The organism is Flagellimonas ulvae (genome assembly GCF_049333175.1).
Classification (GTDB): Bacteria; Bacteroidota; Bacteroidia; order Flavobacteriales; family Flavobacteriaceae; genus Flagellimonas.
Window position 1 is genome coordinate 318360 of record NZ_CP186325.1, and the last position, 26139, is coordinate 344498.

Here is a 26139-nt window from a genome sequence, read left to right on the forward strand (position 1 = left end):
AATGCTCTTTAATTCAATTGATTTTGCAGTTTTTTTACCAATAGTTTTTCTGCTTTACTGGTTTGTGACCCATAAGAATATAAAGCATCAAAACCTGTTGATACTTGTTGCAAGTTATGTTTTTTATGGATGGTGGGATTGGAGGTTTTTGTCGCTGATTGCCTTTAGTACGCTTATAGATTTTAGTATAGGGAGAAAACTTGAAATTGAAGAAAAACAGATTAATAGAAAATTTCTGTTATGGACCAGTATTGTTGTTAATCTTGGTTTTTTGGGCTTTTTCAAATACTATAATTTTTTCTTGGAAAACTTCATTACGACCTTTTCTTTTTTTGGATATGAGTTAAGGGCTAGCAGTTTGAATATTATTCTTCCAGTGGGGATTAGTTTTTATACATTCCAAACTTTAAGCTATACCATTGACGTTTATAAAGGAAAAATAAAGCCAACTAAGGATATTATTGCTTTTGGGGCATTTGTTAGTTTTTTCCCTCAGTTGGTAGCTGGTCCTATAGAACGTGCAACGAATTTATTACCACAGTTTTATGTAAAAAGAAAGTTTACCTATGCTCGAGCAGTGGATGGTATGCGTCAAATTTTATGGGGTTTGTTTAAGAAAATTGTTATAGCTGATAACTGTGCTGAATTCGCAAATCAGATTTTTAATAGTTCTGCAGACATGAATTCAAGCACCTTAATTTTAGGAGCAATTTTCTTCACTTTTCAAATTTACGGTGATTTTTCTGGCTATTCCGATATTGCAATTGGAACTGCAAGGATTTTTGGCTTTGATTTAATGCGAAATTTTGCATTTCCATATTTTTCCAGGGATATCGCTGAATTTTGGCGACGTTGGCATATCTCTCTTTCTACTTGGTTTAGAGACTATCTTTATATTCCATTAGGAGGTAGTAGGGGAGGTACTTGGCTTAAATTGAGAAACACGTTTGTGATTTTTTTGGTTAGTGGTTTTTGGCACGGTGCAAATTGGACCTTTATTGTATGGGGAGCCTTAAATGCAATATACTTCTTGCCACTTTTGCTTACAAATAGGAACAGAAGCAATCTTGGTACCATTGGCGAGGGTAAATATTTTCCTTCGTTGAGAGAGTTTGCATCAATGCTTACTACATTTGTATTAACGGTTTTTGCCTGGATTTTTTTTAGAGCGCAAAGTATTGAGCATGCCTTTCAATACATTCAAGGGATATTCACATCTTCTTTGATTGAAATGCCTACCATGGATATCAGTATCCAGCTATTAAGTACATGCTTTTTTATTGGTGTTCTTTTATTCATTGAATGGGTAAATAGAGAAAAGGAGTTTGCTCTGGAACTCAATAATTCTAATCTTCTTTCGCAATCACTAAAGAGAAGGGCGCTATATGTGTTTCTTATTTTTTCAATTTTAATCTTTGGTGGGGGGAAACAAGACTTTATATATTTCCAATTTTAAACCTTTCTGAGATGAGGAGATTTTTTCAAAAACTTGGTTTGCAATTACTTATAGTCGTGTTCTCATTACTGGCACTAACAGGTGTCAATAAAGTGATATTTAATTGGTCTAGTACGTTTGAGCTTGATAAAAATGTGAATAAGGTAGTTTTGGGCGACTCCCATTCCCGTTATTCATTCAATGACAAAATCATCAGTAACAGTCATAATTTATCGGCAAGCGCCGATTCGTATTTCTATAGTTATCTGAAATTGAAAAAAATAAAAAAGGAAAATCCTCAGATAGATACGGTTTTCCTTTCATTTTCGCAGCACAACGTCCATAAGTTTATTGAGGAAACTTGGCTTTTTGATGATGCACATTTGGGAAGTCGGCTTAGAATTTATTTTCCGTTTTTAGGGCAAGACGATTTTGCATTTCTTTTTAAAGAAAAACCAAAAAAAATGCTTTCAGGTATGTTTTCCCAAGCTCTTTTTCCTGTTTTTGTACTTAGGGGATTGGACAGTTTTGGAGGATATGAAAAACTGGATTATACTATTTTAGATAAAGAATTGGAAAAACTACGGAATGAAGGTAGGGTAGAGTATGATAGCTTTTTAGAATCACCCGTTGAAAAAAAGTACCTACAACAAATAGTGAATTTTTGTAGAGATAATGATTTGGAACTCATATTGGTCAATCCTCCTATACATAATTCATTGCACGATAAGCAGGATGGCATGTATGGCTTTTATGAGAAATATTTTTCGTCTGTTCCATTCTATGATTTTTCCAAAATGGATATGGAAGATGGCTATTTTGTAGACTTGGTCCATCTATCTCCTACAGGAGCCGACTACTTTTCTACCTTGTTTGAAAGCGGGGAGTTATTAAAATTTAAGTATTAATCCAATCCCACTTTTTACGGGAAAAACAGTTTAATTACTTTGTCGGCTTTTTAAACTTAAAAAAGACTTGTTTTACGGATATAGTTGATTCTTTCTTAGTTTTTGGTGATTTAATAGAATCTTACAAAATTGATAGATGGTTGGAGTGGTGTATTTTGTTCCATTTTCTTGTTTCTTTTTCTTTGATACGAAATCGTCAAAATTCTGTAGTACTAATCTGAGTTTTTCAGCAGATTCCAGCCATACTTTTGCATATGTGCCAGCAACGGTATCTTCAAGTGTTTTTTGAAATGTAATAGGGACCTTCTCGCACAATAGAATATCTCCTGTGTCTATATGTTTATCAATCTGATGAATTGTATATCCGGTATTTGAAGAAAGATTATAAAGCTGCCATACCACGCCAATGGCATTTTGATATTGAGGGAGCTCCTCGTAATGTAAGTTTATCATTCCTTTTTGAGGAACATTATAGATTTTCCTTCCTATATAGGGATTGCCTAAACTAACCCCAAGCAAAGCCTCAGATTTTTTAAACAATTCCACAGTTTTGTTTGAATTGATATAAGGTACCTCTTCAAATGGAACACCGTGTTTTTCACAAATTGAATGAATTGGAGCTATATCAAGATATTTAAATGTTTTGGTGGTATACCATTTTCTCATTCTAACACCATTTATAGCTCCGAGAATTCCAACTTTTCTAAGTTTCTGAAAGCGTCTTTTAAAGTATTTTTTTTTGTTAGGTATTTCCCCTAAACTAAGAACGACCATTTTAATGTTTATGGAATCACTCTTTAGAATATGTTCTAGGTGAAGCGACGCACTGCCTATTCGGTTACTTGTAAGTATTACTACATCCATAAGCTAGACCATTGTTCCATTATCTTTAGAAAGATTACATCAAATATAAATACAATCAGATATTGACTGTTATGCTATTTGGCCTCTCCGCATTTTAAAAACCAAAAGAAAATACTTTAAGTAGTTTAAAGCTTCTACTCCATAGAGTCAATCGAAAAATTCAAGTAGAGGCTTTGTAAGTCTTCGGCACATTCTTTAATATCATACCCGCCTTGAGCAATGGCATTATTCATGTTTTCTTTTTTGTTGCTTACAAGACTCAAGGCAAGTTCTGCCCATTCTTTTTCAGAACTTTTTAAAGAAAGAAAATGCGCCAAGGGTGTAATCCCAACTTCCTTAGTAACTGTATCGGAAATTATAACATTTATTCCTGCGGCTTGGGCTTCCACTACGCTAACAGGTAAACCTTCATAAAGGGAGGGGAGGATAAACAAATCAATCGCTTGCAGGGTTTCGGGGATATCCGATCTATGTCCTAAAAAGATAACATCATTTTCTAATCCTAATTCATGTACAAATGCTTTATTCTCTTCAACCAATGGCCCGTTACCAACAAGTAGTAGCTTTGAGTTGGGTTCAAGCTCAACGATTTCCTTGAAAACTTTGATTAAGAAACGATGGTTTTTCACGTGACTAAACCTTCCAACATGTCCAAATACTAGCGAGTCGTGTACATTGAACTCTTTTTTCCTTTCTGCAGATTTATCTGGGTCATAAACAAATGTGGAAGGGTTAATGGCGTTATTAACAACCTTTATTTTCTTTTTGTTTCCGAACAACCATCTTCCAGCTTTTTCCCCGCATGCAAAATAGTGCGTGGCATACCTGCCTGGTAATCGTAGTCTCCTAATGGAATGAAGAAACAAGTTTTTCAATTTCATCCCAGTACTAGAACTTCCTTTTAAGATGGAATGAGCGTCCAAAGAAGTATGACTGTGGGCTATTCTATACTTGCAGGTTTTTTTTGCATATTTTAAGGATAAAAAACTTCTTACATTCATATGGGCATGAATAATGTTATATTCAGGATGGCACTTAAAAAAATGTTTAAGTGCCTTGATATGCCTTGATATGTACATTATTGATATTGGGGGTACCCGATGTACTTTCCCACCCATCGCCCGTATTTCTGTGTCAAAAGCATTGGCACTATTCGTGTGCACAAGGAAGTCAAATTGTACTTTGGATCGGTCCATGTTCCGATAATAATTCATTACCATAGTTTCAGCACCACCTCGATTCATACTATTTATTACCTGTAGCACACGTATTGGTTTGTCAGCCATATCTAAGAAGATTATTGTAAAAAGAAAACTCTGCTAATCAAAACACCTAAATCAAAACTTTCATCTCAGAACTTGCTTTTGATTGTGACAAGAATTCTGTAAGGGATTTTTTATAGTTATTATAATTAAATGAAGTTTTTGAGGTGATTATTGCGTTTGGTAGTATTTTGTTTTCAAATACTTCAAAGTTTTCTATAATTTCAACTAGTTTGATATACATGGCATTCTCATCATCAGGGGGAACAATAAAACCATTCTCGCCGTCCTTTATGTATAATTTGTTGTCACTTATATCAGTTAATAGAATTAATTTTTTATGGTTTAGATAATCCGATAATTTGGTCGAAAAACCGTAATGATTTTGTATTGTATACCCTCTAGGAATTATTAACAAATCTTGTTGTCCTAAAAATGAAGAAAATTCTACTTCATTAAGATTACCAAAGTAGGCGGTTTTGTCTGTAAGATTATTTTCTCTTATTAGAGAATCAAGCAAGTCCATATTCTTTTTTGTACCGTAACCACAGAGGTTAAAGTGGACATTATTCCCTCTTTCATTTACTTTTTTTAATACCTGAAGGAAAAGATCAAGATTTTCCTTACTAATTGAAATACTTCCGGAAAAGCCTATGTTGAAAGAGTCCTTGGAGATATACGTGTCCTTAGAATGTGATACCAAGTAATCGGGATCCGTCAATATTGGTATTCTCAATGTATTCTTGTTGAACTTCTTTCCATATCCTTCTATAGTGGTGGAAATACATATAAGGCCATCATAAAAAAATAATAACGGTTGCATTACGGTAAACACCGACTTGAAAATTATCTTTTTGACCGAGTACTTTATATTGCTAAAACTTAGAGGGTCGTGAAATGAGGATGAGTGTTTTCTTATTTCGTTTAGCTCAAAAAAAACGGGAAATCTTTTAAAAAGTTTAAGATAGAGAATACCCAATATTTCTAGATTTATCAGTGGGTCTGGATAAAATAGAAATATATTGTTTGTCCCTTGAGTTCTTGAAAATTGGGAAAGGTGTCTCAGAAAGGATAGAGTTTGGAAAAAGTTATGTTTAACTAGTTTTTTATTGGTTAGTAAAAAAATGTTAGGTTCAATTTCCTCAAAATCTTCACTCCTGAATTTTGTTTGACAACAGCTTACAAGAAATACCTTGTTAGATTTACTGGCTATAGCTTTTGCATAGTAGATCATCCTAGTGGTTCCGGCACTTTTAACAGCGAAATCATCATTACTGTATATGAAAAAATTAGTTTCTTTCATTGCTTCCAGGTTAGGGCGCTATGTGGCGCACATTTTTTAAGTATCTAGAAATAAACTGTTTTCAGATACCCAAACAACAGTTTGATTTAAATCCTATTGTTTGAAGTTATTTTTGCCAAACAACTCTATTTACATAGTCTACATATGATACTATAATTCTTACCACTTTTAAACTTACGTTTGGCATTGTATAGTCATTTACCTCCCTAAAAGTTCTATCTGGATTCCTTTGCTGAAATTCAAGTACTGAAAGACCTTGCAAGATACGTTCAGGGTTTAATCCTGTCATCATTACAGAGGCTTCTTCCATTGCTTCGGGCCTTTCATGGGCTTCTCTTATATTAAGGGCCCTAAAATTTAAAATGGAAGATTCTTCAGAAATTGTACCACTATCGGATAGTACTGCAAAAGAATGATACTGTAGAGCATTATAGTCTGAAAACCCAAGTGGCTTTAAGAATTGTATATTTTTATGGGTATCTACCTTCTTGGAATCAAGCATTTTTTTTGTTCTAGGATGCGTTGAGACTATAACAGGATAGTTATACTTTTCTGCAATTTTATTCAAAGAATCAATTAGACCTTTAAAGTTCCTAGGGTTATTGATATTCTCTTCTCTATGGGATGAGACGACAAAATATTTCTCTTTTTCCAAATTCAGCTTTGAAAGTACCTCTGAGTTTTCAATTTTATCTTTGAAATTATGAAGCACCTCATACATGGGACTACCTGTTTTGATCACTCTGTCTGGAGGAAGTCCTTCTCTTAAAAGATATTCACGGGCAATATCGCTATAAGTTAGATTTATATCTGACACATGATCAACTATTTTCCTATTGGTTTCCTCTGGAACTCGTTGGTCAAAACATCGATTTCCTGCCTCCATATGAAATACGGGAATCTTTCTTTTTTTTGCTGGAATTGCACATAAACAGGAATTTGTATCTCCTAAAACCAAAAAGGCATCGGGTTGAATTTTTTCGAGCAGAGGATCCACCTTAACCATGATATTACCAACAGTCTCACTTGCATTTTTTCCTGCAGCTTCTAGAAAATAGTCTGGCTTTCTAATCCCAAGGTCTTCAAAAAAGATTTCATTTAATTCATAATCATAATTCTGTCCAGTATGCACCAATGTATGATCAATGGCCACATGCGCATCCAGGGCATTAAGAACACAGGACAGACGGATGATTTCCGGTCTTGTCCCAACTACGGTCAATACTTTTAGTTTTTTCAAAATATTACTTCTTGGTTAGGTCAAACTAATGCGTTAAACATTTTCAAAATATGTATCTGCGTCTTCAGGATTGTAAGGCTCGTTTATCCAGAATAGGGTAATCAACTCTTCGTCTCCAATATTTTTTATGTTGTGAGTATACCAAATGGGCATGTCCACATATGCGGGCTCATCACCATCCAAATAATAATTTATTATCTTTTCTGTACCTATTTTTCGTAATTGAATCAAAGCTTTTCCCTTAATAACAGCAAAACGCTCTGCTTTTCTTGTATGAAAATGATTCCCGCGGGTTATGTCTGGAACGGTAGTAGAGAATGAAAATTGCCCACTAGTCTCCGTTCTAGCAATTTCAACAAAGCTTCCCCTGTTATCTGTATGCTTTGTATAGCGTACTGGATAATGAGATTCTGGAACATAGCAACGAAAAGTATTGAAAAGTGCTTTTTCAAATGAATTCATGAGGTTTGGAAAAATTCCTTTTTCCATATAGTTTTCTTTGTATTCCTTTAATAAAAAGAGAATTTCAGAAACCTTTTTGTAATGTATTGGCGAGATATTCAATTCAAAACTGTTTTTTTCTATTTGTTCAATATTCTCAGCTTTCTTATTTATTACCTCAATAATAATTTTTACTAGTTCATTGATATAAATTAGCCCTACCTCGTTATCATTGATTATTTTAGGTTCTTCATTATGGGCAATTTTATTACAAAACGTGGCGACAAAAGAATTGTAGTTAGGTTTACCAAAAGGACCAAAAACATTAGGAATCGTTAATGAAGTAAACTTTCCGTTGGTGTTTTTAGCCCAGTTTATAAACTGTTCCTTTCCTTCTTTTTTAGATTTCCCATACAAATTATCATTTATCTCTTGAGAAGATGATGAAAATATGATATGAGGAGATGTCTCTGTTTCTTGGCAAGCATCAATAAGTTTAGTTACAAGATTTAGATTGGTCTGGTAAATAACGTTTTGGTCCTCATGTCTATTCATTGCCGCCAAATGCACAATGACATCACAATTGGACACAAAACCTTGAAGCAATTCGGGCTTCTCAAAAAATGCTCTTTCAAAAGGTATAAGCTGAACGGTTTCATCTAAACTCAATGTTAAATAAAGATGACTTCCAACGAAACCGGCTTGTCCTGTTATTCCAATTTTTTTTAAGCTCATAATATTACCAGTTTACAAACCATGTGTCTAGAGGGTATCTAAAATCATCGCCTTTTGAGTCTTCTAGTGTGAAATTTGAAAATACCATCAGTTTTGAATTTTCATAAATAGATTTAAACCCTGACGCATATCCGCCCGGGACGTGAATTATTTTGGGATTACTTGAATCCAATATCATATGTTTCACTGGGAGTTCTTTTGATGGATTGTCAAAATTATCTACTTCAACAAGATTTAATATAAATGCCCCAGCAGTACAATAGAACCATTTGTTCTCTTTTAGATGGCCTTGCCATGCTCTTATTGTTTCTGTTGAATTTGGAGCTATATGATAGAATCTTTTTACCTGATCTAAGTTAAGCGTATTGAAAAAGGTTAGTTCTCCTCTGTTATCAGAATATGTGTTCCCTGCTATAATTTGAACCTCAATCATTTAAGTTGGTCCTTTATAAAATCCAAACTAAGCAAAGTCTGCTTAATTTCCTCAGGATTGAGACGTTTGGTATTATGAGAATGATAGTCTTCTATACGACTTGTATCGGTTTCTCCCTCGGAAAAATATCTGCTATAGTTTAAATCTCTGTTATCTGCAGGGATACGATAAAAGTCTCCCATATCCTCAGCTTTCTGCATTTCCTCTCTTGTACAAAGGGTTTCATAAAGCTTTTCGCCATGTCTCGTACCTATAACCTTTATGGCATTGTTTGAATTAAAGATACTCTTGACGGCCTCGGCTAAATCCCCTATGGTACTTGCGGGAGCCTTATTGACAAATAAATCACCTTGATGACCATGTTCAAAAGCGAAGAGTACTAAATCAACAGCGTCTTCCAACGACATTAGAAAACGGGTCATTTTGGGATCAGTAACAGTTAAAGGGTTATTATCTTTTATTTGTTGCACAAACAAGGGGATAACCGATCCTCTAGACGCCATTACATTTCCATATCTGGTTAGGCACACGATGGTTTGATCATCACTCATATTACGAGAAGCGGCGATGGCAACTTTTTCCATTAGTGCTTTGCTGATTCCCATCGCATTAATTGGGTATGCAGCCTTGTCCGTACTTAGACAAATAATCTTCTTTACGCCATTCGCAACTGCGGCATCAATGGTATTTTGAGTTCCAAACACGTTGGTTTTAGCAGCTTCGATAGGGAAAAATTCACAAGAAGGAACTTGTTTTAAAGCCGCAGCATGGAAAACGTAGTCAACCCCTCGCATTGCACGTTCTATGCTATTGTAATCTCGCACATCCCCAATATAGAATTTTACCTTAGCATCCTTTAAGCGATTCCTCATGTCGTCCTGTTTTTTCTCATCACGACTGAAAATGCGAATTTCCTTTATATCTGTGGATAAGAATCGATTTAAAACGACGTTCCCGAATGAACCTGTTCCACCAGTTATCAAAAGGGTTTTACCTTTGAACATATTGTGTTTTTTTGATAAAATTATTATAGTAAAAGAGCATAACAGATAAATATAGACAACTTGCCAATATTTTAGTTATGATAGCGCCATCGACACCAAATAGCTTAATAAATATGGTATACCCGACAATGTTGACGATTCCAACTAGAAAAGCCGCATTTCTGAGTAATTTGCCCTTTCCCTTAGCACCAAGGAATCGATTTATTAAGTCACCAAATCCGTGAAAAATAAATCCGATTATTAGAAGTTTGGCGATAGATGCAACTGGCATAAAGCTCTGTGTGTAGAACAGAACAATAACATAATCTATGAGTGAATAAAAGATTATTAATGCTACACCAGTAAAAGCTATTGTAAAAAGAAAAACCTTTTTTGGAATTTCCTTCATATTGACAAATTGTTTAAAAAAAGTGGTACCTAATACCGAAGGTACTACAAGCAAAGGAGTGCAAATGGTAAGAGCCAACATATAAAAACCTACTTGGGTATTATCTAAAAAATACGAAATGCTCATTCCTGCAATATGGGCTGTTGCAACTCCGGCCAAACTACCAAAGTAAATTGGTCGTCCATTGGCCTTATTCTCTTTTTTAAGTTCTCTAAGAATCGAATTCCCAAACTTAAAATCAGGCTTTAACCACAAGATTATTACAATCTGAACAACCAATAAGAGGCCATAGTATAAGAGGAGAACGAATTCAACATCGAAAGTCAAGAATTGTGCAAACAGATTGCCCAAAAGTAAATACAGAAGAAAGGGAACCACGGATAAAAGTGCCAAAGTATAGATTTTGTGCATTCCTTTTAAAATTTCCAGCATGGCTAGATTTCCAACTATCGCCATCAGAATAAAAAAATAACGCCTCATTGTTGAACCGAGATTGTGTTCGAAAAAATAGGGTTCAATAAAAGAAAACAGTACAAACAAGAGAATCCCAGCAACTGAAACCAAAATGAATATCGTGGTGAATAGTCCTATATATTTTTTTGTTTTCTCTTCATCATCGGTCAACGCCACCAATCGCGTTAAGGAAATAAAAAGTCCTACGGATACCACGCTGGCAATCAGACGCGCTACCGTTTCAATAAATTTGTAATCGCCAAATTTTTCTGGGCCAAGAACTCTGGAATTGAAAATACTAATCAAAAAACCTAGTATGATTGCTACGGCACTAGAACCATACATAACAATAACCTTTCTAATAGTATGGTTCATGCTTTTTAGCTTTTTTTAAGTTGCTGAATTTGTAAAGAACCCTTCCTAAGATTATGGTTATGGTGAAAAAGTAGAAATCGATGGACATTGATGTGAAAATTGCTAGACCTGATAGGGCCAAAGTCCAAAGAATCAGAATGAAACACTCAACTTTTGTATTGTATTCAATCTTCCCGCTGAGCAAAACTTTAACAGGGATTACAAGGGTTAAATAGGCATAACATAAAAAAGGAATTAGTCCACCCCACCAAATAAGATACAGCCATTGGTTGTCCACATGACCAATATAAGAACCTCCAAGCAAGTATTCAGAACGGAACCCTTTTCCAGTCACAACCTCGAAAAATTGTAATTGTTCCCAAAAGACCTTTAATTGCTCAGTACGGGTGTCATCCCCACTTCTTCTATCCAGACTTTCCAGAGAGCTAGAGAAGATATCTGTACTTATGGCAAGATAAATCATTATAGCAATTAGAAAACCAAAAAAAATCAAATAAATGTGTTTCTTTTTGGTATGGAAAAAATCAAAAAGAATAACAATAGACAAAATCAATAAAAAAGATCTAGTTTGAATAATTAATGATGCTAAGGCAGTAATAGCCATAAAAAAAATAGCTAAAGACCGCTGACGTTTTATCTTGGCGCTTTGAAGGAATAAAAAGGGAACAATCCAGATTAAATTCACTGTGTAAATCCGGTATTTGCTTATGGAGAGCATTCGCCATGCACCAATCCCAAAATCCACAAAATTATACAACGTCAAAATACATATATACAATGCCGAGAAATACAGAAATTTTTTGAAGTACAAATACCGTTTGTCATTATAGGAAGTGAAAATAAGACCGAGACAAAACCAAGTTCCAACCCCTTTTGTATGCATCAAATCCGTCATGTTGGTTATATCTCCCCCGGAAATCAAAAAATTAAGAGAAATATAAATAAACAGGGCCAAGAAGGCAAAATAAATAGAAAAGGAATACTTTTTCTTAGCCTGAAAAAGAGCAACGGTTATGGAGGTGTATAACGATAACACTGATAACATTCTCAGATATTTTTCGGGTCCAAGGGGTAAATCTTCAAAATTAACTCTTTGATATAACCTCTCTTGGGCAAAATATATAAAGAGCAGATAGGCAAAAAGTCCGAGAAAGAGGAAGAAGGATATTAGCTTTTCTACTCTGTTGTTGTGCTCAATTAGTTCCAATAAAGCTAGTTTTTACTTATTTCTGATAAAATGGATGAATTTTAATTCTCAGCAACGGTCCAGATTTGAATTTGTTTTCTTTAATAAGAAAGAATTTAGCCTACAGTATTTTGCACCATTAACTTCTCTTTTTTTTAAATCTGAAAACTTCAGATGATATTGGTTTTAAAGACTATAAGAATTCTCATAGTTAAGAAAACTTTTTATGTCATATACAATGCCATTGGGCTTAAGCATTGATTCAACATCAATGTCTTGGAAATGGGAATGAGCGACAGCTAAAACAACAGAATCAAATCTTTGATTGGGTAGTTCATTTGTAATATCTAAGTTGTGCTCCTGTTTTACCTCATCTTTAGATGCCCACGGATCATATACCGTTATTGAAGCTCCATACGTACTTAAGTTATTTATAACATCAATTGCTTTGGTATTCCTTACATCAGGGCAGTTTTCTTTAAAAGTAACTCCTAGGACCAGGATATTGGAACCTTTGACTTTAATATCATTCTGTACCATTAGTTTCACCACCTCTGCAGATACATATTTTCCCATTCCGTCATTCATTCTTCTGCCTGCAAGAATTATTTCAGGATGATATCCATATTCTTGAGCTTTCTGGGCCAGATAATAGGGGTCTACACCAATACAATGCCCTCCAACAAGCCCAGGTTTAAATGGCAAAAAGTTCCATTTGGTTCCTGCAGCCTCCAAAACATCATGTGTATCAATATCCATTAAGTTGAATATTTTTGCTAATTCGTTGACAAAGGCTATGTTAATATCCCTTTGTGAATTTTCAATTACTTTAGCGGCTTCTGCAACTCTTATAGTAGGGGCAAGATGGGTGCCTGCTGCAATTACTGAGGCATACAATTTATCAACCTTTTGCCCTACTTTAGGAGTTGATCCAGAAGTAACTTTTAGTATTTTTTCAACCGTATGCTCTTTATCACCAGGATTTATTCTCTCGGGAGAGTATCCAACAAAAAAATCTTTATTAAATTTTAGCCCACTTACTTTTTCGAGAACAGGAACACATTCATCTTCTGTAACTCCGGGATATACAGTAGATTCATATACCACTACATCACCTTTCTGTAGAACTTTACCAACCGTTTCACTGGCTTTATAAAGTGGAGTAAGAATTGGTCTATTTGTACTGTCTACTGGTGTTGGGACTGTTACTATGTAATAATTGCAGTCGATAAGCGAGTCCAATTCGTTTGTACAAAACAACCCTTTTTCCATTTTTGGACCATTTTGTAAAACTTCTTGTAAAATATTGTTTTCAACCTCAAGAGTGCTATCCTTACCTGATTGAAGTTCTTCAATTCTTCCTTTGTTGATATCAAAACCAATAACAGGATATTTCGTTGCAAAAAGTCTCGCCAATGGTAATCCAACGTATCCTAAACCAATTACGGCTATTTTTGTTTTTCCCATTATATTTAATTGTTAGGGCTGTTACTTTTTTTTCCTATTTGATAATAATCAAAACCTCCTTCAATAAGAAGCTGGTCATTATACTGATTACGACCATCAAAGATTATGGGTTGATTTAGCTGTTTTTTTATTTCATGGAAATCAGGGGATCTAAACTCTTTCCATTCAGTTAATAAAACCATCGCATCAGCATTTTGTAAAGTCTCATATTTCGAATTATAATATGAAACTCCATCTACATCTTTAAGATAAAAGTGTTGGGCTTCATCCATTGCTTTAGGGTCATATGCCTGGATTTTCGCACCACGTTGAACTAAATCCTTTATAATATAAATTGCGGGAGCTTCTCGCATATCGTCAGTTTCAGGCTTAAAAGCCAAGCCCCAAATCGCAAAGGTTTTACCGCTTAAATCTTTTCCAAAGTGATTGGTTATTTTTTTTGCAATAACCATTTTTTGTCTATCATTTACATCTTCTACAGCTCCTATGAGTTCAGCGGTATATCCATGTTCTTCTGCAGTTTTTTTTAGGGCTTTTACATCTTTTGGGAAACATGAACCTCCATACCCACTACCGGGATAAATGAAACTGTAACCAATTCTGCTATCAGAACCTATCCCAATACGCACCTTATTTACATCGGCACCAACCAATTCACAGATATTAGATACTTCGTTCATAAATGAAATTTTAGTGGCTAACATGGCATTTGCCACATATTTTGTCATCTCTGCAGATCTTACATCCATGGTTATCAATCGGTCCATACTACTCCTGAAAAAGGGAGCATAAAGCGAACGCATCTTTTTTGTGGCAACCTCATTATTTGATCCGATGACAACGCGGTCAGGCTTCATAAAATCACTTATTGCATCTCCTTCTTTCAAGAACTCTGGATTGGAAACAACATTAAAACTGATATTGACTCCACGATTATCCAATTGTTTTTTTATAGTTTCAGAGACCTTGTCCGCAGTACCTACGGGAACCGTCGATTTATCTACGATAATAAGTTCTTTTTCCATATGTTGACCAATTTCGGAGGCAACTTGCAAAACATACTTCAAATCTGCAGATCCATCTTCCCCCATAGGAGTACCAACTGCTATGAAAGTAATATCGCAATTGTTTAAATGGCTTTCAAGCGAAGTGCTAAAATGCAAAGTATTATTCTTCACATTACGTTTCACCATAGCTTCTAGGCCAGGTTCGTAAATTGGAATTATTCCGTTCTTAAGATTTTCTATTTTTTTTTCATCAACATCAATACATGTAACATTATTACCCATTTCGGCAAAACATGTACCACTAACAAGACCAACATAGCCTGTACCAATAATGGTTAAATTCATTTTGAAATGTGTTTATTTTTTTGAAAAAATACGGTTAAAATTTTAACACTGGGATATTATGGAGGGGTGTTTTTATTTTAGATTTTCCCAATACCAACTTACGGCTTCCTCAAGTCCTTTTTTAATATCATACTTAGGGTTGTATCCAAGTAACTCTCTTGCTTTGTCAATGGAAGCAAGGGAATGCGGGACATCACCTTTTCTATTCGGTCCATAATTTACTTCAATACCTCCTATTTTGGCATCGAATTTACTTAAATGGTGTTTTAATGACCCAACTAGCTCATTTAAGTCCGTTCTCTCTCCATAAGCAACATTATATACTGTGTTCACCGCTTCAACCTTATCTGCTTTGAGAGCTCTAATATTCATTTGAATAACGTTATCAATGTAGGTGAAATCCCTTGAATATGTGCCGTCTCCATTTATGGTGGGGGATTCATGCTTCATTAACTGCATAACAAATTTTGGAATTACTGCTGCATAAGCACCATTTGGATCTTGTCTACGACCAAAAACGTTAAAATACCTTAAACCTATAGTTTCCAGGCCATAAGTTTTGCTAAATATCTCCGCATATAACTCATTTACATATTTGGTAATTGCATAAGGGGATAGGGGTTTGCCAATTTTATTCTCAATTTTTGGAAGTGTTTTCGAATCACCGTAGGTAGAACTGCTTGCGGCATATATAAAACGTTTCACCTTATTGTCTCGCGCCGCGACCAACATATTCAAAAATCCTGAAACATTAACATTGTTACTTGTGATGGGGTCATTTATTGATCTGGGAACTGAACCCAACGCAGCTTGATGCAAAACGTAATCCACCCCCTCGCAAGCTATCATGCAATCCTCTAGGTTTCTGATATCACCTTTAATGAAATTAAAGTTAGGATGACTTAAAAAGGGCTTAATATTTTCTTCTTTGCCAGTTGCAAAATTGTCTAAACAGGTTACAATATTACCATTGTTCAGAATAGATTCACAGAGGTTTGACCCAATAAATCCAGCTCCTCCAGTTATCAAAATATGAAAATCCGTATTTAGGTTTAGAGTTCTAATGTCCATTGTACAGTGTAAGGTTATTAAGGCAAAATTCTGTAAAAAATACGGAATGACAAGTACTTTTATTCTAAATGCGATTAAATCCGACGAATCAATTGAAAAGGTTTTTACAACACGTGTGCCATTGTAGGAATTAATGAGTTTAAAGAAAGGTAAAAATAGTAGTATTGGACAGAGTGCAATCGGATAAAGGCTTTTCCTTAATCTAGGGTATAAAACGTTTTATACCAATCAACGAATTTAGCAATACCAGTTTTTATGGTGGTATTGGGCTGATATTCATAATCAGAGATTAGGCCATCAACGTTGGCCCAAGTTTTTTCTATATCTCCAGGTTGTAAAGGAAGCATTTGTTTTATCGCCTTTACATTTAAATTTGCTTCAATGGCTTGAATAAATTCAAGTAATTTCACTGAATTATTATTTCCAATATTGTATAACTTGTAATAGTTACCTGATTTGTAACGTTCTTCGAAAGGTTTCTCCGTAACCCTAACGACACCTTCAACAATGTCATCTATATAGGTAAAATCCCTCTCCATGTTACCTTCATTAAAGACCTTAATAGGTTTTCCCTGTAATATGGCCTCCGTGAATAAGAACATAGCCATATCCGGACGTCCCCATGGACCATACACGGTGAAAAATCTCAAGCCGGTTGTCAAAAAACCATATAGGTGACTGTAGGTATGTGCCATTAACTCATTGCTTTTTTTGGACGCAGCATACAAGCTTATTGGATGGTCAACATTATCAGAAGTTTCAAACGGAATCTTGGTATTTCTGCCATACACACTGGAACTACTTGCGTAAATGAAATGTTGAATTCCATAGTTCCGACAACACTCCAAAACGTTTAAAAACCCAACAATATTGCTATCCACATAGGCTTCTGGATTTTCTAAACTATAGCGAACACCTGCCTGCGCAGCAAGATTGCACACAATATCAAAACTTTCACTTTGAAAAAGAAGAGGTAACTCTTCTCTATCCTCTAGTGAGAGTCTTATAAATTTAAAAGATTCGAAAGTCCCACTTTTAGATAGAAGTTTACGCTTTTCTGCAAATTCGCGTTTTATTCCTAATTCATTTAACCTTGCGAACTTGAGATTTATATCATAATAATCGTTGATAATGTCCAGTCCAACCACCTCATGCCCATTTTCCAATAGTTTTTTTGAAAGATGGAACCCGATAAAACCTGCTGCGCCAGTCACTAGAATCTTCATAATCAAACTTTACCTCAACATAAATTATGGCAAATATGTGAAATCATCTGGAAATAGCGTTTGGACCGACTAAAAAATAATACCACAGATAGTTTTTAAGTAAAATTTAAGATAAAAGGAGCCTTTCATCGATTTTTTTGTTAAAACGCATCGACGAACTAATCTTTTTCTTCGACGTAATACGTAAATGACCCAGTAATTTATAAGAGGATGTTAATTGGAATTATGATAAATCATGTATTCACCTAAGTCTTTGTATGTCGATTTTCAATTTCTATTTGTGCGTTTCATCGAATAGTTTGGTTGATTTATCTAATTTTTTTCTTTGATTACTAATTTTATTGTGCCCCAATTTGATATTACTATGAAAAGATTACATTTTTTTGTTTCTATGACATTTACCTTGTTTTTAGCTTTTCTCCTCTTTGGTTCCTGCTCACAGGAATCAGACTTATTTGATGAGGTTATTCAGGAAAGCATAGATGAGCAGACTAACAATAATGATGATGAAGGTCCAGTAGCTGATAATGAAATATCTTCAGAGTTAAAAGCCTTTCCCTCTGCCTATGGTGCCGGTGCCTTTGCAACTGGAGGAAGAGGAGGTAGGGTAATCTATGTAACCAACCTCAATGATTCAGGACCAGGTTCTTTAAGGGAGGCGGTTATGTCTTTTGGTCCAAGGATTGTTGTATTCAATGTTTCTGGAACCATAGAACTTAAAACTAACCTGAATATTTTAGATGGAAACATTACAATTGCGGGGCAAACTGCTCCAAAAGGGGGTATTACGCTTACCGGAAGCAGGGTAATTATGTCCAATACCCAATGGACTCCTAATGTGAATAACATAATTATAAGATACATTAAGGTACGCCCAGATTTAATTGTAAATGGTCCAAATGCTGATTGTCTTCAGTTCAATAATGTAGAAAATGTTGTTCTGGATCACTTATCTACCTCATGGGGTGGTGATGAAGCCATTGAGTTTAGAGGAGATACACAGAACATTACAATCCAAAGAACAATTATGGCGGAATCCAATACCGCCTCAATTTTTGGTAGTGAACTAAATGTTGATGGTAAAAACGTTTATTTATCCGAAAACCTATCTTTCAACGAAAATCTTATTTATGATACTAGCCATAGATTTCCCAATACTGTTTCAGATGGCAGAGTTGATGTTATAAACAATGTGGTCTATAATTTTAGGTTTAGGTTAACCAATGGAATAGGGGGAGTTAAGTTAAATCACATAAACAACTATTTTCATGGTGGCTCCCAGACTAAAAACAATCCTTTGCTTTTAAATAAGTATACTGGAATTCACAACCCTGAAGGTGCTCAGATTTTTTCGGGAGGAAATCTAATTTTACCTGATATTCTGCTAGATGAAAATTCTGATAACTGGTCTAGTTGGGCTACTTTCGGGCATACTTGGACCTATAAAGGCACAGCTTATTCATTGAACAACCCTCAACCTCTTCCAGAAAGTTTTAGAAAAGATGTCCCTTTTGAGTTGTTGGGGGCAAAACTGCCCGTTAAATCTTCTCGTGAAGCATATGATTCAGTCATCAAGGATTCGGGTGCAAATAAAAGTTTGGACGAAAATGGAAATATACTTTTTGATCAGGACAATTTGGACAAATTGTATATCTCTAATATTACCAACAATAATCCTAGTCAATACGTTTGGAACTATGATTGGAGAGTAGAACAACATTATCAAGACTTTCATAACTCTGTTTCAAACGAACCTCTAAACGTCCGCCCAGAGGGGTTTGATACTGACAAAGACGGAATGCCTGATGAATGGGAGATTGCCAATGGATTTAACCCAGATATAGATGATAGCGCAGATGACAATGATGGAGACGGCTACACGAATGTTGAAGAGTATTTGAATCGTGTAGATTTCTGAAAAAACACCAGTTTAAGGTTTTAAAGTAGTAGGATTATTGCCATAAAATTTAAAAAATCTATTAGTTATTCAAAAATGTATTTCATCGAATAAATCAAACATTTAATCGTCAATAGGTATTTTCAACTTAATTTTGATAACAGTAAGAAACGATAATTCCTGATTTGATGATAGACATGGATAAAATGTACAATACAAGATTTTATTTCCAATCATTAGTGTAGATAGAGTAGCTGAAGACGAATCTGTTCTCTGTCATTTAAAAATTAAGAATTGTTTAATGTTACGAAAAAACGAACTGAAAATTATGAACTTTAACCTACCCCAACTTAAAAGTTTAATCCCGGTTTTATTATTATTATTTCTTTTTTCATGTTCTCAAGAAACCGATTTGTTCAATGAGGTTATTCAAGAAAGTATTGACGAGCAAATCGCAAATGACGAAGGTGAAGAGAATCCCGGTGAAGAAGAAGAAGAAGAACCAAATGTCGATACTGAGGTATCGTCTGAACTTAAAGCATTTCCATCTGCATTTGGAGCTGGTGCTTACACTACTGGCGGAAGAGGCGGCAGAGTGATACATGTTACTACCCTTAACGACGGGGGGCCTGGCTCTTTGAGAGCGGCAGTAGGAGCCACTGGGCCTAGAATTATCGTTTTCGATGTTTCTGGGACAATTGTGTTAGAAGATAATCTCTTCTTGCAAGATGGCGATATGACCATTGCCGGTCAAACGGCACCCGAAGGCGGAATTACTCTTGCTGGAGGTGGTATTTATCTTATGAACAGCAGTTTTTACCCCGATATTAATAATATCATAATCAGATATATTAGAATCCGATCTGATTTTCTCAGAAACAGTACTCAAATGGGAATATTGGTTAACAATGTTCAAAATTTAATTCTAGACCACGTGAGTATAAGTTGGGCAGGGGACAAGGCAATCGGTATTCATGATGTGTCGTCCAACGTAACTGTCCAAAATTGCTTACTGGGTGAAAGTAATACGGGAATGATAATGGGAACCTCACTGGAACCATATACAGGGGTTAGGACTCATCGTAGTAACAACATGTCTACATTAAGAAATATTATTTATGATTCAAGCCATCGCTTTCCAAATGTCAGTGGTATGGGTAGACATGATGTAATTAACAATGTAGGATATAACTTTAGATTTAAGCTGTCACACGTAGTTGGTGAGGTCAAACTCAATATGATTGGAAATTACTACGATCGAGGAGAAATACAAGCATCGGAGAGAAGCTTGAACTATTACGCAGGTAATGATGCGGTTGATTACAGCAATGTGGGAATTCATATGGATGGTAATGTGGTCAAAGACTACGATTTAACCAGTCAGTGGGATTTCTGGGTTACGTTTAGTAATAACGACAATCCTTGGAAGTATAACGGTACAACCTATAGACTTTATGATAATTTATCGGAAAGTGATTTCAGAGAGGTTAATCGATTTGAACTTTTAGGCCCATCTTATGATGTTTTAGAATCCGAAGGATTGTTGGATAACTTGTTACAGGACATAGGATCTAATAAGACATTGGACGAAAATGGAAATGCAGTTTTTAATTTGGATGTAGTAGATCAAAGATTTGTAACCAACATGGAAAACCGTTTCTATAGCGGATATAATTGGAACGAAGACTGGAAGACATATCAACATTATAATGATTATTGGTCTACGGTTAATACTACCCCTTTCAATACAAGGGACTCTAATTATGATTCAGATTTAGATGGTATGCCAAATAAATGGGAAATAGCTAATGGGCTTGACCCTAACAATCCTGATGATGGTAATGGCGATATTGATGGAGATGGATATACCAATATTGAGGAATTCTTGAACTCAGTTGATTTTTAATACTTATCCGTTTAAACATCTTTATAAGAACAAATTCAATAGATAAAAATCATACTCAAATAAAAAATCGGTTCTATGACCGATTTTTTTATGGGTGGAAGTGGTTTGCTATATATTTACTTCAATAGATTTGTTCTCGGATAATTTCAATTTCATTTTTTAGGAAAGTTGAATTATCCTTATCAAAAATTTTTAAAGCCATTGAGCAAAAATGACATACATGGAGCACCAGAAAACTGTTATGAACAATCCTTTTTTGAAAAAGAACTTCAAATCTACTTGGATTAAATATTTCAGTAGCCCAGATTCAGAAACTTCTATCAAAGCGATAGAAGAGTTGGATTTTATTAAATCAAAGTATTTCCACTACCATAACGTTGGTAGAAATATGACCAATGGAATGACCTATAAAGTTGAAGGGTCAAATAATGGCTTGTCCCGAAAAGTGTTTTTAATATATGATGTTTTACCAGGTACTTCATATATACAAAATGGAACGAAGACTGGTGTTAGGAAGTCGAGACAGATCAAAGGTTACTTAACAGATTTTGAAGGGTTTTCCAGTTACGAAGACTATTATAAAAGTCAGTTTTCTTCCAAAAGAAGAGGACATATGAGAAGAACTCATAAAAAACTTTATGACAATTTTGATATTACCTTCAAAGCATTGATAGGGAAAGAAAATATAGACCTTTTTGATTGTTTATATGACAGCTTCATTAAGATGATAAAGGAGAGATTTTCAGAACTAGGTATTCATCATAACATTCTTAATTATCAGGATTACTATAGGGAATTAATGTATAATATGATTGAATCTGAACAAGGCGTGATGCATTGTTTATTGAAGGGTGATAGTCCAATTGCAATTTGCTTTTCTTTTCTTTCTGAAGATAGGGTGTTTTTCGCTACACAAACTTTTGATGTTTCCTTTAAAAAATACTCACTAGGGGATTTATTGCTGGCAAATTTGCTTGAATGGTCTTTTAAGAATGGATTCAAAATATTTGATTACTCAAAAGGTGATTATTACTATAAAAGACGTTGGAGTAATTTTTCATATTACTTTGAAAACCACATATTGTACAATAAAAATGTATTTTCTTCAGTAGTTCTTTCCTATCTACTATTGTGGTACTTTGATTTCAAACAGTTTTTGAGGGAAAAAGAAATAAACAAATTTGTAAGTAAGTTAAAGTTTCTGATAAGGGGCAATAAAAATGAAACAAAAGAAAGTGTAGAGTTAGTCAAAGTTGAAAATCAAGATTCTTCATTACCAGATAATCTTTTCAGCACGGATAATAGAAAAGATGAGATGATGGAAGAAAATGAGTTTAAAACTGCTATTTATGATTACCTCTTCTATAATCCTCAACCGGAAGAGGAATTGAAGTACTATTACGATGATAGTACTGAAAACTATTATATAAAGAGTAAGAGTGAAATTCTATTGGCCGCGAAAAAATGAACAAAAATTCGATTGCCAAGATTGAGTGCATCAATTGAGGATTTTTTAAAGGGATTCTCCCAAAATCTTAAAAAACAACAATGCAATTTGCAAAAGCTCTGATGTAAACCATAGTAAAGATGCCCTATTTCATAGTAATGAAAGATTCATACTTTTCTCTTTACCCTTAAAGAGAAAAGCGTTTTTTGTTTCAATATATTCATATATCGTGACATCCTTTTCTTTTTCATGCGCACTATATAAGAAATCGTTCAATTTTCTCTTAATTTCATAGTGACTTTCCTCATTTAAAGCAAAAACTTTTTTTTCTTCATCAAAGCAATGTTCGGAATTTGACAAAATGGGTCCAGGCTCAAAAGTTTTTGCTTCAGTGGAACTATGTTTTCTTCTTACCAAGCTATGATATAGGTCTATTAATTTTTTATCGACCATAAATTGTCGTAACCTTCTCTTTGCAAGTTCAAGAGAAACTAGTGCCTTAGATTGAAAAGAATTTTTCTTATACCAATAATGGTAATAGTAATCATATTTGGAGTTACACCATTTTTCTTTCCATTCAGGATTTCCGCTTGAAAAAATGATAACCTTCTTTTCATTTGCTATAAGCCACTCAATTTGTTTCATCAAGTTTGTATAACCTGTCTTAAACTTAGAATAGGCTATGTCATATGTTCTGATGTATTGATAGATTATATCATTTACATGAAAGTTAATGCAGATATCTATAGGAGTGTTTCCATTAAAAATAACGTAAAGGGATGCTTTACGTTGTAAAATCATAGGAAGTATCTTTTCTTTATAAAAATCCTTGGATTCTAGATTGATATTATTCATTATTCCCTTTTCCCTAGACCGGGCTCTTAAAAATCTATAGAGGTAGTCCATTAAATAGTCATATTCCTCCTTCGTTATCTCACCAAAATACATATGATGTTTTATATCAAAACAATACTCCAACCTTTTCTTCTCTCTCCTCAATTTATATCTACTACTACTGCCAAAACGAGACTTAAGATAGTGCTCAGCACTCAAAAAACTTTCAAAGTTCATCAGATACCCAGGATATTGTCTAATTTTTTTGAATGCAATTTTATTTTCCTTTCTAATGGTCAAATCAAAAAAAGCTGGAATATCCTTAACAACTAAAATATTGTTGTCCAATTTTACAGGTAGTGCCTTTTCATTTTTGTTCTCAAAAAGAACACTATCTGTCAAATCATCAAAGATTTGAGTATAAAAGTGGGGCAACTGATTTAAGGAAAAAAGGTTGATTTCAAAATCAATGTAATTAGCTTTCATATAATTAAATCAGATAACTAACTTATTCACAACAAAAGGAATTATGACAATTAATGCAATTGGATATACTTAGTATGGGATTAAAAGCGAAAAACTGAATCACTAATTTCTTTTGAGTATCATCTAGAAAGCTTGATACTTACCTTACCAACATTTTGTGCAATGTAATCTAATAGTGCCCAAATGAAGATTGAAATACCCAACATTTCCATGGATTCTTCAATGGTGTAAAAGATTGCAAAAATTAAATTCTCTCCATGTTCTTCAAAATATTTTCCTTCAAATAACTCAACTCCCAGAGCGCCGCCCACATAGATTATGGCCGACACCACAAATAGTTTTAAAGTTTTCTTAGGTAAATTGATAAGAAACCTAAAGAATACAAAAGAAATTACTATCAATAGTATGCCATAAGGTAAAACCCACGAAAAATAAAATAGTCCCGAAAGGTCAAACTTCTTTCTGGTTACATGGATTAAGGACTCATGGATGGAAATCATCTCATCTAAAGACAAAAACAAAAAAATCACCGCCAAACCTAGCCAATAGAATTTGATTTTTTTCTTATGATTTATCTTGAGTCCAATAAACGTCAATAACGCTGAACTTAAAATGAGTAGTAGAAATGAAAAAATAGTAGGAACATTTCTTTCTTCATTAAAATCAAATAATCTAACCCATTTATCTAAAAATTGAAAATGGTCGCTATACTTGATAAATAACCCAAAACAGTTAAATAATAGTAAAATCAGAAATAATAACAATAAATTTTTGAGAATATTAAAGGGTATAAGCTTAATTCTGGATTTATTCATAAAGTTAATTTACAAAAGAAATCTTAAAAGTTTGAAGTACATTATTTCATCTTTATTATGGTACTATTTATTGTTCAAAAAGTTAAAATGAAAAGAATCCTTCAAAAGGATACATCCTTCTGAAGGATTCTGTAAGTAACTTATTAGATCCCCTGTTCTTTTAGCAGAACTCTTTGTTTAATAATAGCGATAGTAATGCCATTTTCCCTGATTATTAGAATTGCAAGGTACTCTATGGCGAGCTATTCTTTTAAGATTTTGAAGTGTTGGAAGTTCAACTGGCAAAGCAAATTACACGTGTTGTTCTAATACATATAGTCGTTAAACCTAGATTTTTCTAACTGTACATAATGATTTCAGTCATTCCGATAGATTGACTTGTCCTTTTTTACAAACTAAGCAATAGTCGCTATTCAGTTTGAAACTTATACTTTCCATGTTTAAGCTTTGACGTTTTGTTTCCTTTTCTTGCCTATTCTTTGACTTAAAGCCATAAATGGCTTTTCAACCAAAAGAAAATAGGCACTCATTAGAATGATAGAAATTGGCAAGAAAATCAAAATTTGGAACAGTACAGTTGCCTCATAGCTTTCAAAGAAAGTCAAGTGGTTGGTGAAAGTTTTCATGAAAAGATGGTACAGTGGGTAGTGCAACAAATAAAGTGTATAGCACATACCACCTATAACAGTTATCAAAGGAGCGGTCATGATTTTCTTTAGCAGTACCAAATTGAGGGATGAAATCACTACAAAGAACAAAAAGATTGATCTTGTTAAATCAGAATCAATGGAAAAAAACAAAACCAAACTAACCACAAAGGTGACATCCCATACAAAATGCGGAGAGAATTTGTTGTTCTTGTAAATATCTGCCGCCAAGATACCTGCCAAGAAATACATCATAAAGTTATTCAAATCCCCGTTACTGGTAACTTCAACATGGAATGAAAACAAATAAAGGCCTATGTAAATTAGATATCTCCAGTATTTGGATTGAACCAATTTTAATATCAATAATATTAGAGGCATAAGTAAATAGAACTGAATCTCTATCTCCAAACTCCATGCTACTGGCAAAATATAAGACCGGGTTTCAAAGATTTGGTTATGGGAGTACAGTAAAGAGCCTAAATACCGTTCGAATAAGAACTGAATATCTTTTTGCGCTAGAAAAATATGCACTACAAAAAACATCGTAATTGCGATAATATATGGAGGTTCAATTCTAACCAAGCGCCTTAAATAATAGTTCTTAAAGCTTAACTTCTTTATATTTTCATCAATAAAAGGCAGGGTCAAAATGAAGCCGCTAATTGCAAAAAATAGATGAACACCAAAATTACCTTGCCTGAAAAAAGCTCTTAATGCACTTTCTTCCTTTATTAATTCCGCATCAAAAAAAACATTGTATTCCAAAAAGGATTGACTTAGATGGGCAAGTAAAACAGGAACTATTGCCAAAAAACGTAAAGCATCAATTTCTGGAATATATCTTTGAGAAGATTTTCTTCTGAAAAATTCTAAAGAAAAGGGCTTTCCTAAAATCGTGTTTTTCATACTCATTTTTTTTTGCTCTCCACAAAGTGCGTATACCAGTGGAAATATTTGTTTA

General features: G+C 34.2%; 21 protein-coding genes. 5 read left to right on the forward strand and 16 right to left on the reverse strand.

Features of this window, described 5'->3' with window-relative positions; genetic code table 11:
- The first annotated feature begins 1 nt into the window (after position 1).
- Both ACOKFD_RS01445 and ACOKFD_RS01450 read left to right on the forward strand, forming a co-directional pair.
- Positions 2-1456, forward strand: coding sequence for an MBOAT family O-acyltransferase (locus tag ACOKFD_RS01445; protein ID WP_422859627.1), 1455 nt, complete (start codon positions 2-4; stop codon positions 1454-1456).
- Between the two features lie 11 nt (positions 1457-1467).
- Entirely contained in the window at positions 1468-2343 is an 876-nt protein-coding gene (locus tag ACOKFD_RS01450; protein ID WP_298998225.1) for a hypothetical protein, read from the forward strand.
- Between the two features lie 72 nt (positions 2344-2415).
- Here ACOKFD_RS01450 and ACOKFD_RS01455 read toward each other — a convergent pair whose 3' ends face one another.
- From ACOKFD_RS01455 to ACOKFD_RS01515, 13 genes are all read right to left on the reverse strand, one after another.
- Positions 2416-3207: a formyltransferase family protein gene (locus tag ACOKFD_RS01455; RefSeq protein WP_422859628.1), complete on the reverse strand. Its 792-nt coding sequence runs from the start codon at positions 3205-3207 to the stop codon at positions 2416-2418.
- A gap of 134 nt (positions 3208-3341) precedes the next feature.
- A complete protein-coding gene (locus tag ACOKFD_RS01460) occupies positions 3342-4493 on the reverse strand; it encodes a glycosyltransferase family 1 protein (protein WP_298998229.1) in 1152 nt (383 codons plus the stop codon).
- A 46-nt stretch (positions 4494-4539) separates the two neighbouring features.
- On the reverse strand, positions 4540-5292 hold the full coding sequence (locus ACOKFD_RS01465) for a glycosyltransferase (protein WP_422859629.1): 753 nt from the start codon (positions 5290-5292) through the stop codon (positions 4540-4542).
- Between the two features lie 586 nt (positions 5293-5878).
- A complete protein-coding gene (gene wecB, locus ACOKFD_RS01470; RefSeq protein ID WP_422859630.1) occupies positions 5879-7012 on the reverse strand; it encodes a non-hydrolyzing UDP-N-acetylglucosamine 2-epimerase in 1134 nt (377 codons plus the stop codon).
- Positions 7013-7045: 33 nt separating this feature from the next.
- Positions 7046-8188: an NAD-dependent epimerase/dehydratase family protein gene (locus ACOKFD_RS01475; RefSeq protein WP_422859631.1), complete on the reverse strand. Its 1143-nt coding sequence runs from the start codon at positions 8186-8188 to the stop codon at positions 7046-7048.
- Positions 8189-8192: 4 nt separating this feature from the next.
- Positions 8193-8621 carry a hypothetical protein gene (locus ACOKFD_RS01480; protein ID WP_422859632.1) on the reverse strand — a complete coding sequence of 143 codons (429 nt, stop codon included), beginning with the start codon at positions 8619-8621 and terminating at the stop codon, positions 8193-8195.
- Complete coding sequence (locus ACOKFD_RS01485) at positions 8618-9625, reverse strand: polysaccharide biosynthesis protein (RefSeq protein WP_422859633.1); 1008 nt, start codon at positions 9623-9625, stop codon at positions 8618-8620. The genes ACOKFD_RS01480 and ACOKFD_RS01485 overlap by 4 nt, the downstream gene beginning before the upstream one ends.
- The gene (locus ACOKFD_RS01490) at positions 9612-10841 is read right to left on the reverse strand and encodes an oligosaccharide flippase family protein (protein ID WP_422859634.1); all 1230 of its coding nucleotides are present in this window, start codon (positions 10839-10841) and stop codon (positions 9612-9614) included. Before ACOKFD_RS01490 ends, ACOKFD_RS01485 begins: the two co-directional genes overlap by 14 nt.
- Positions 10825-11886: a hypothetical protein gene (locus ACOKFD_RS01495; RefSeq protein WP_422859635.1), complete on the reverse strand. Its 1062-nt coding sequence runs from the start codon at positions 11884-11886 to the stop codon at positions 10825-10827. The genes ACOKFD_RS01490 and ACOKFD_RS01495 overlap by 17 nt, the downstream gene beginning before the upstream one ends.
- Positions 11887-12213: 327 nt before the next feature.
- The gene (locus ACOKFD_RS01500) at positions 12214-13494 is read right to left on the reverse strand and encodes a nucleotide sugar dehydrogenase (RefSeq protein ID WP_422859636.1); all 1281 of its coding nucleotides are present in this window, start codon (positions 13492-13494) and stop codon (positions 12214-12216) included.
- 5 nt (positions 13495-13499) lie between these two features.
- Entirely contained in the window at positions 13500-14846 is a 1347-nt protein-coding gene (locus tag ACOKFD_RS01505) for a UDP-glucose dehydrogenase family protein (protein WP_298998244.1), read from the reverse strand.
- A 72-nt stretch (positions 14847-14918) separates the two neighbouring features.
- Positions 14919-15917 (reverse strand): SDR family oxidoreductase, encoded by a 999-nt coding sequence (locus tag ACOKFD_RS01510; RefSeq protein ID WP_422859637.1) that lies wholly within the window; start codon positions 15915-15917, stop codon positions 14919-14921.
- A gap of 197 nt (positions 15918-16114) precedes the next feature.
- Positions 16115-17143 carry an NAD-dependent epimerase gene (locus ACOKFD_RS01515; RefSeq protein ID WP_422859638.1) on the reverse strand — a complete coding sequence of 343 codons (1029 nt, stop codon included), beginning with the start codon at positions 17141-17143 and terminating at the stop codon, positions 16115-16117.
- A gap of 364 nt (positions 17144-17507) precedes the next feature.
- On the opposite strand from ACOKFD_RS01515, the gene ACOKFD_RS01520 reads away from it, so the two are divergent.
- From ACOKFD_RS01520 to ACOKFD_RS01530, 3 genes are all read left to right on the forward strand, one after another.
- Positions 17508-19061: a hypothetical protein gene (locus tag ACOKFD_RS01520; RefSeq protein ID WP_422859639.1), complete on the forward strand. Its 1554-nt coding sequence runs from the start codon at positions 17508-17510 to the stop codon at positions 19059-19061.
- A gap of 280 nt (positions 19062-19341) precedes the next feature.
- On the forward strand, positions 19342-20946 hold the full coding sequence (locus tag ACOKFD_RS01525; RefSeq protein WP_422859640.1) for a hypothetical protein: 1605 nt from the start codon (positions 19342-19344) through the stop codon (positions 20944-20946).
- Between the two features lie 220 nt (positions 20947-21166).
- The gene (locus ACOKFD_RS01530; RefSeq protein WP_422859641.1) at positions 21167-22414 is read left to right on the forward strand and encodes a GNAT family N-acetyltransferase; all 1248 of its coding nucleotides are present in this window, start codon (positions 21167-21169) and stop codon (positions 22412-22414) included.
- A 129-nt stretch (positions 22415-22543) separates the two neighbouring features.
- Here ACOKFD_RS01530 and ACOKFD_RS01535 read toward each other — a convergent pair whose 3' ends face one another.
- The 3 genes from ACOKFD_RS01535 to ACOKFD_RS01545 form a co-directional block, all read right to left on the reverse strand.
- Positions 22544-23713, reverse strand: coding sequence for a GNAT family N-acetyltransferase (locus tag ACOKFD_RS01535; protein WP_422859642.1), 1170 nt, complete (start codon positions 23711-23713; stop codon positions 22544-22546).
- Between the two features lie 119 nt (positions 23714-23832).
- On the reverse strand, positions 23833-24309 hold the full coding sequence (locus tag ACOKFD_RS01540; protein WP_298998260.1) for a hypothetical protein: 477 nt from the start codon (positions 24307-24309) through the stop codon (positions 23833-23835).
- 659 nt (positions 24310-24968) lie between these two features.
- The gene (locus ACOKFD_RS01545) at positions 24969-26084 is read right to left on the reverse strand and encodes an acyltransferase family protein (protein ID WP_298998262.1); all 1116 of its coding nucleotides are present in this window, start codon (positions 26082-26084) and stop codon (positions 24969-24971) included.
- Between the last annotated feature and the right edge of the window lie 55 nt (positions 26085-26139).

What these genes read in the sequence shown, in the direction of transcription:
- ACOKFD_RS01445 (WP_422859627.1), top strand. Translation starts at nt 2, where the DNA reads ATGCTCTTTAATTCAATTGATTTTGCAGTTTTTTTACCAATAGTTTTT.
- ACOKFD_RS01450 (WP_298998225.1), top strand. Translation starts at nt 1,468, where the DNA reads ATGAGGAGATTTTTTCAAAAACTTGGTTTGCAATTACTTATAGTCGTG.
- ACOKFD_RS01455 (WP_422859628.1), bottom strand. Translation starts at nt 3,207, where the DNA reads ATGGATGTAGTAATACTTACAAGTAACCGAATAGGCAGTGCGTCGCTT.
- ACOKFD_RS01460 (WP_298998229.1), bottom strand. Translation starts at nt 4,493, where the DNA reads ATGGCTGACAAACCAATACGTGTGCTACAGGTAATAAATAGTATGAAT.
- ACOKFD_RS01465 (WP_422859629.1), bottom strand. Translation starts at nt 5,292, where the DNA reads ATGCAACCGTTATTATTTTTTTATGATGGCCTTATATGTATTTCCACC.
- ACOKFD_RS01475 (WP_422859631.1), bottom strand. Translation starts at nt 8,188, where the DNA reads ATGAGCTTAAAAAAAATTGGAATAACAGGACAAGCCGGTTTCGTTGGA.
- ACOKFD_RS01480 (WP_422859632.1), bottom strand. Translation starts at nt 8,621, where the DNA reads ATGATTGAGGTTCAAATTATAGCAGGGAACACATATTCTGATAACAGA.
- ACOKFD_RS01485 (WP_422859633.1), bottom strand. Translation starts at nt 9,625, where the DNA reads ATGTTCAAAGGTAAAACCCTTTTGATAACTGGTGGAACAGGTTCATTC.
- ACOKFD_RS01490 (WP_422859634.1), bottom strand. Translation starts at nt 10,841, where the DNA reads ATGAACCATACTATTAGAAAGGTTATTGTTATGTATGGTTCTAGTGCC.
- ACOKFD_RS01495 (WP_422859635.1), bottom strand. Translation starts at nt 11,886, where the DNA reads ATGTTATCAGTGTTATCGTTATACACCTCCATAACCGTTGCTCTTTTT.
- ACOKFD_RS01500 (WP_422859636.1), bottom strand. Translation starts at nt 13,494, where the DNA reads ATGGGAAAAACAAAAATAGCCGTAATTGGTTTAGGATACGTTGGATTA.
- ACOKFD_RS01505 (WP_298998244.1), bottom strand. Translation starts at nt 14,846, where the DNA reads ATGAATTTAACCATTATTGGTACAGGCTATGTTGGTCTTGTTAGTGGT.
- ACOKFD_RS01510 (WP_422859637.1), bottom strand. Translation starts at nt 15,917, where the DNA reads ATGGACATTAGAACTCTAAACCTAAATACGGATTTTCATATTTTGATA.
- ACOKFD_RS01515 (WP_422859638.1), bottom strand. Translation starts at nt 17,143, where the DNA reads ATGAAGATTCTAGTGACTGGCGCAGCAGGTTTTATCGGGTTCCATCTT.
- ACOKFD_RS01520 (WP_422859639.1), top strand. Translation starts at nt 17,508, where the DNA reads ATGAAAAGATTACATTTTTTTGTTTCTATGACATTTACCTTGTTTTTA.
- ACOKFD_RS01525 (WP_422859640.1), top strand. Translation starts at nt 19,342, where the DNA reads ATGTTACGAAAAAACGAACTGAAAATTATGAACTTTAACCTACCCCAA.
- ACOKFD_RS01530 (WP_422859641.1), top strand. Translation starts at nt 21,167, where the DNA reads ATGGAGCACCAGAAAACTGTTATGAACAATCCTTTTTTGAAAAAGAAC.
- ACOKFD_RS01535 (WP_422859642.1), bottom strand. Translation starts at nt 23,713, where the DNA reads ATGAAAGCTAATTACATTGATTTTGAAATCAACCTTTTTTCCTTAAAT.
- ACOKFD_RS01545 (WP_298998262.1), bottom strand. Translation starts at nt 26,084, where the DNA reads ATGAAAAACACGATTTTAGGAAAGCCCTTTTCTTTAGAATTTTTCAGA.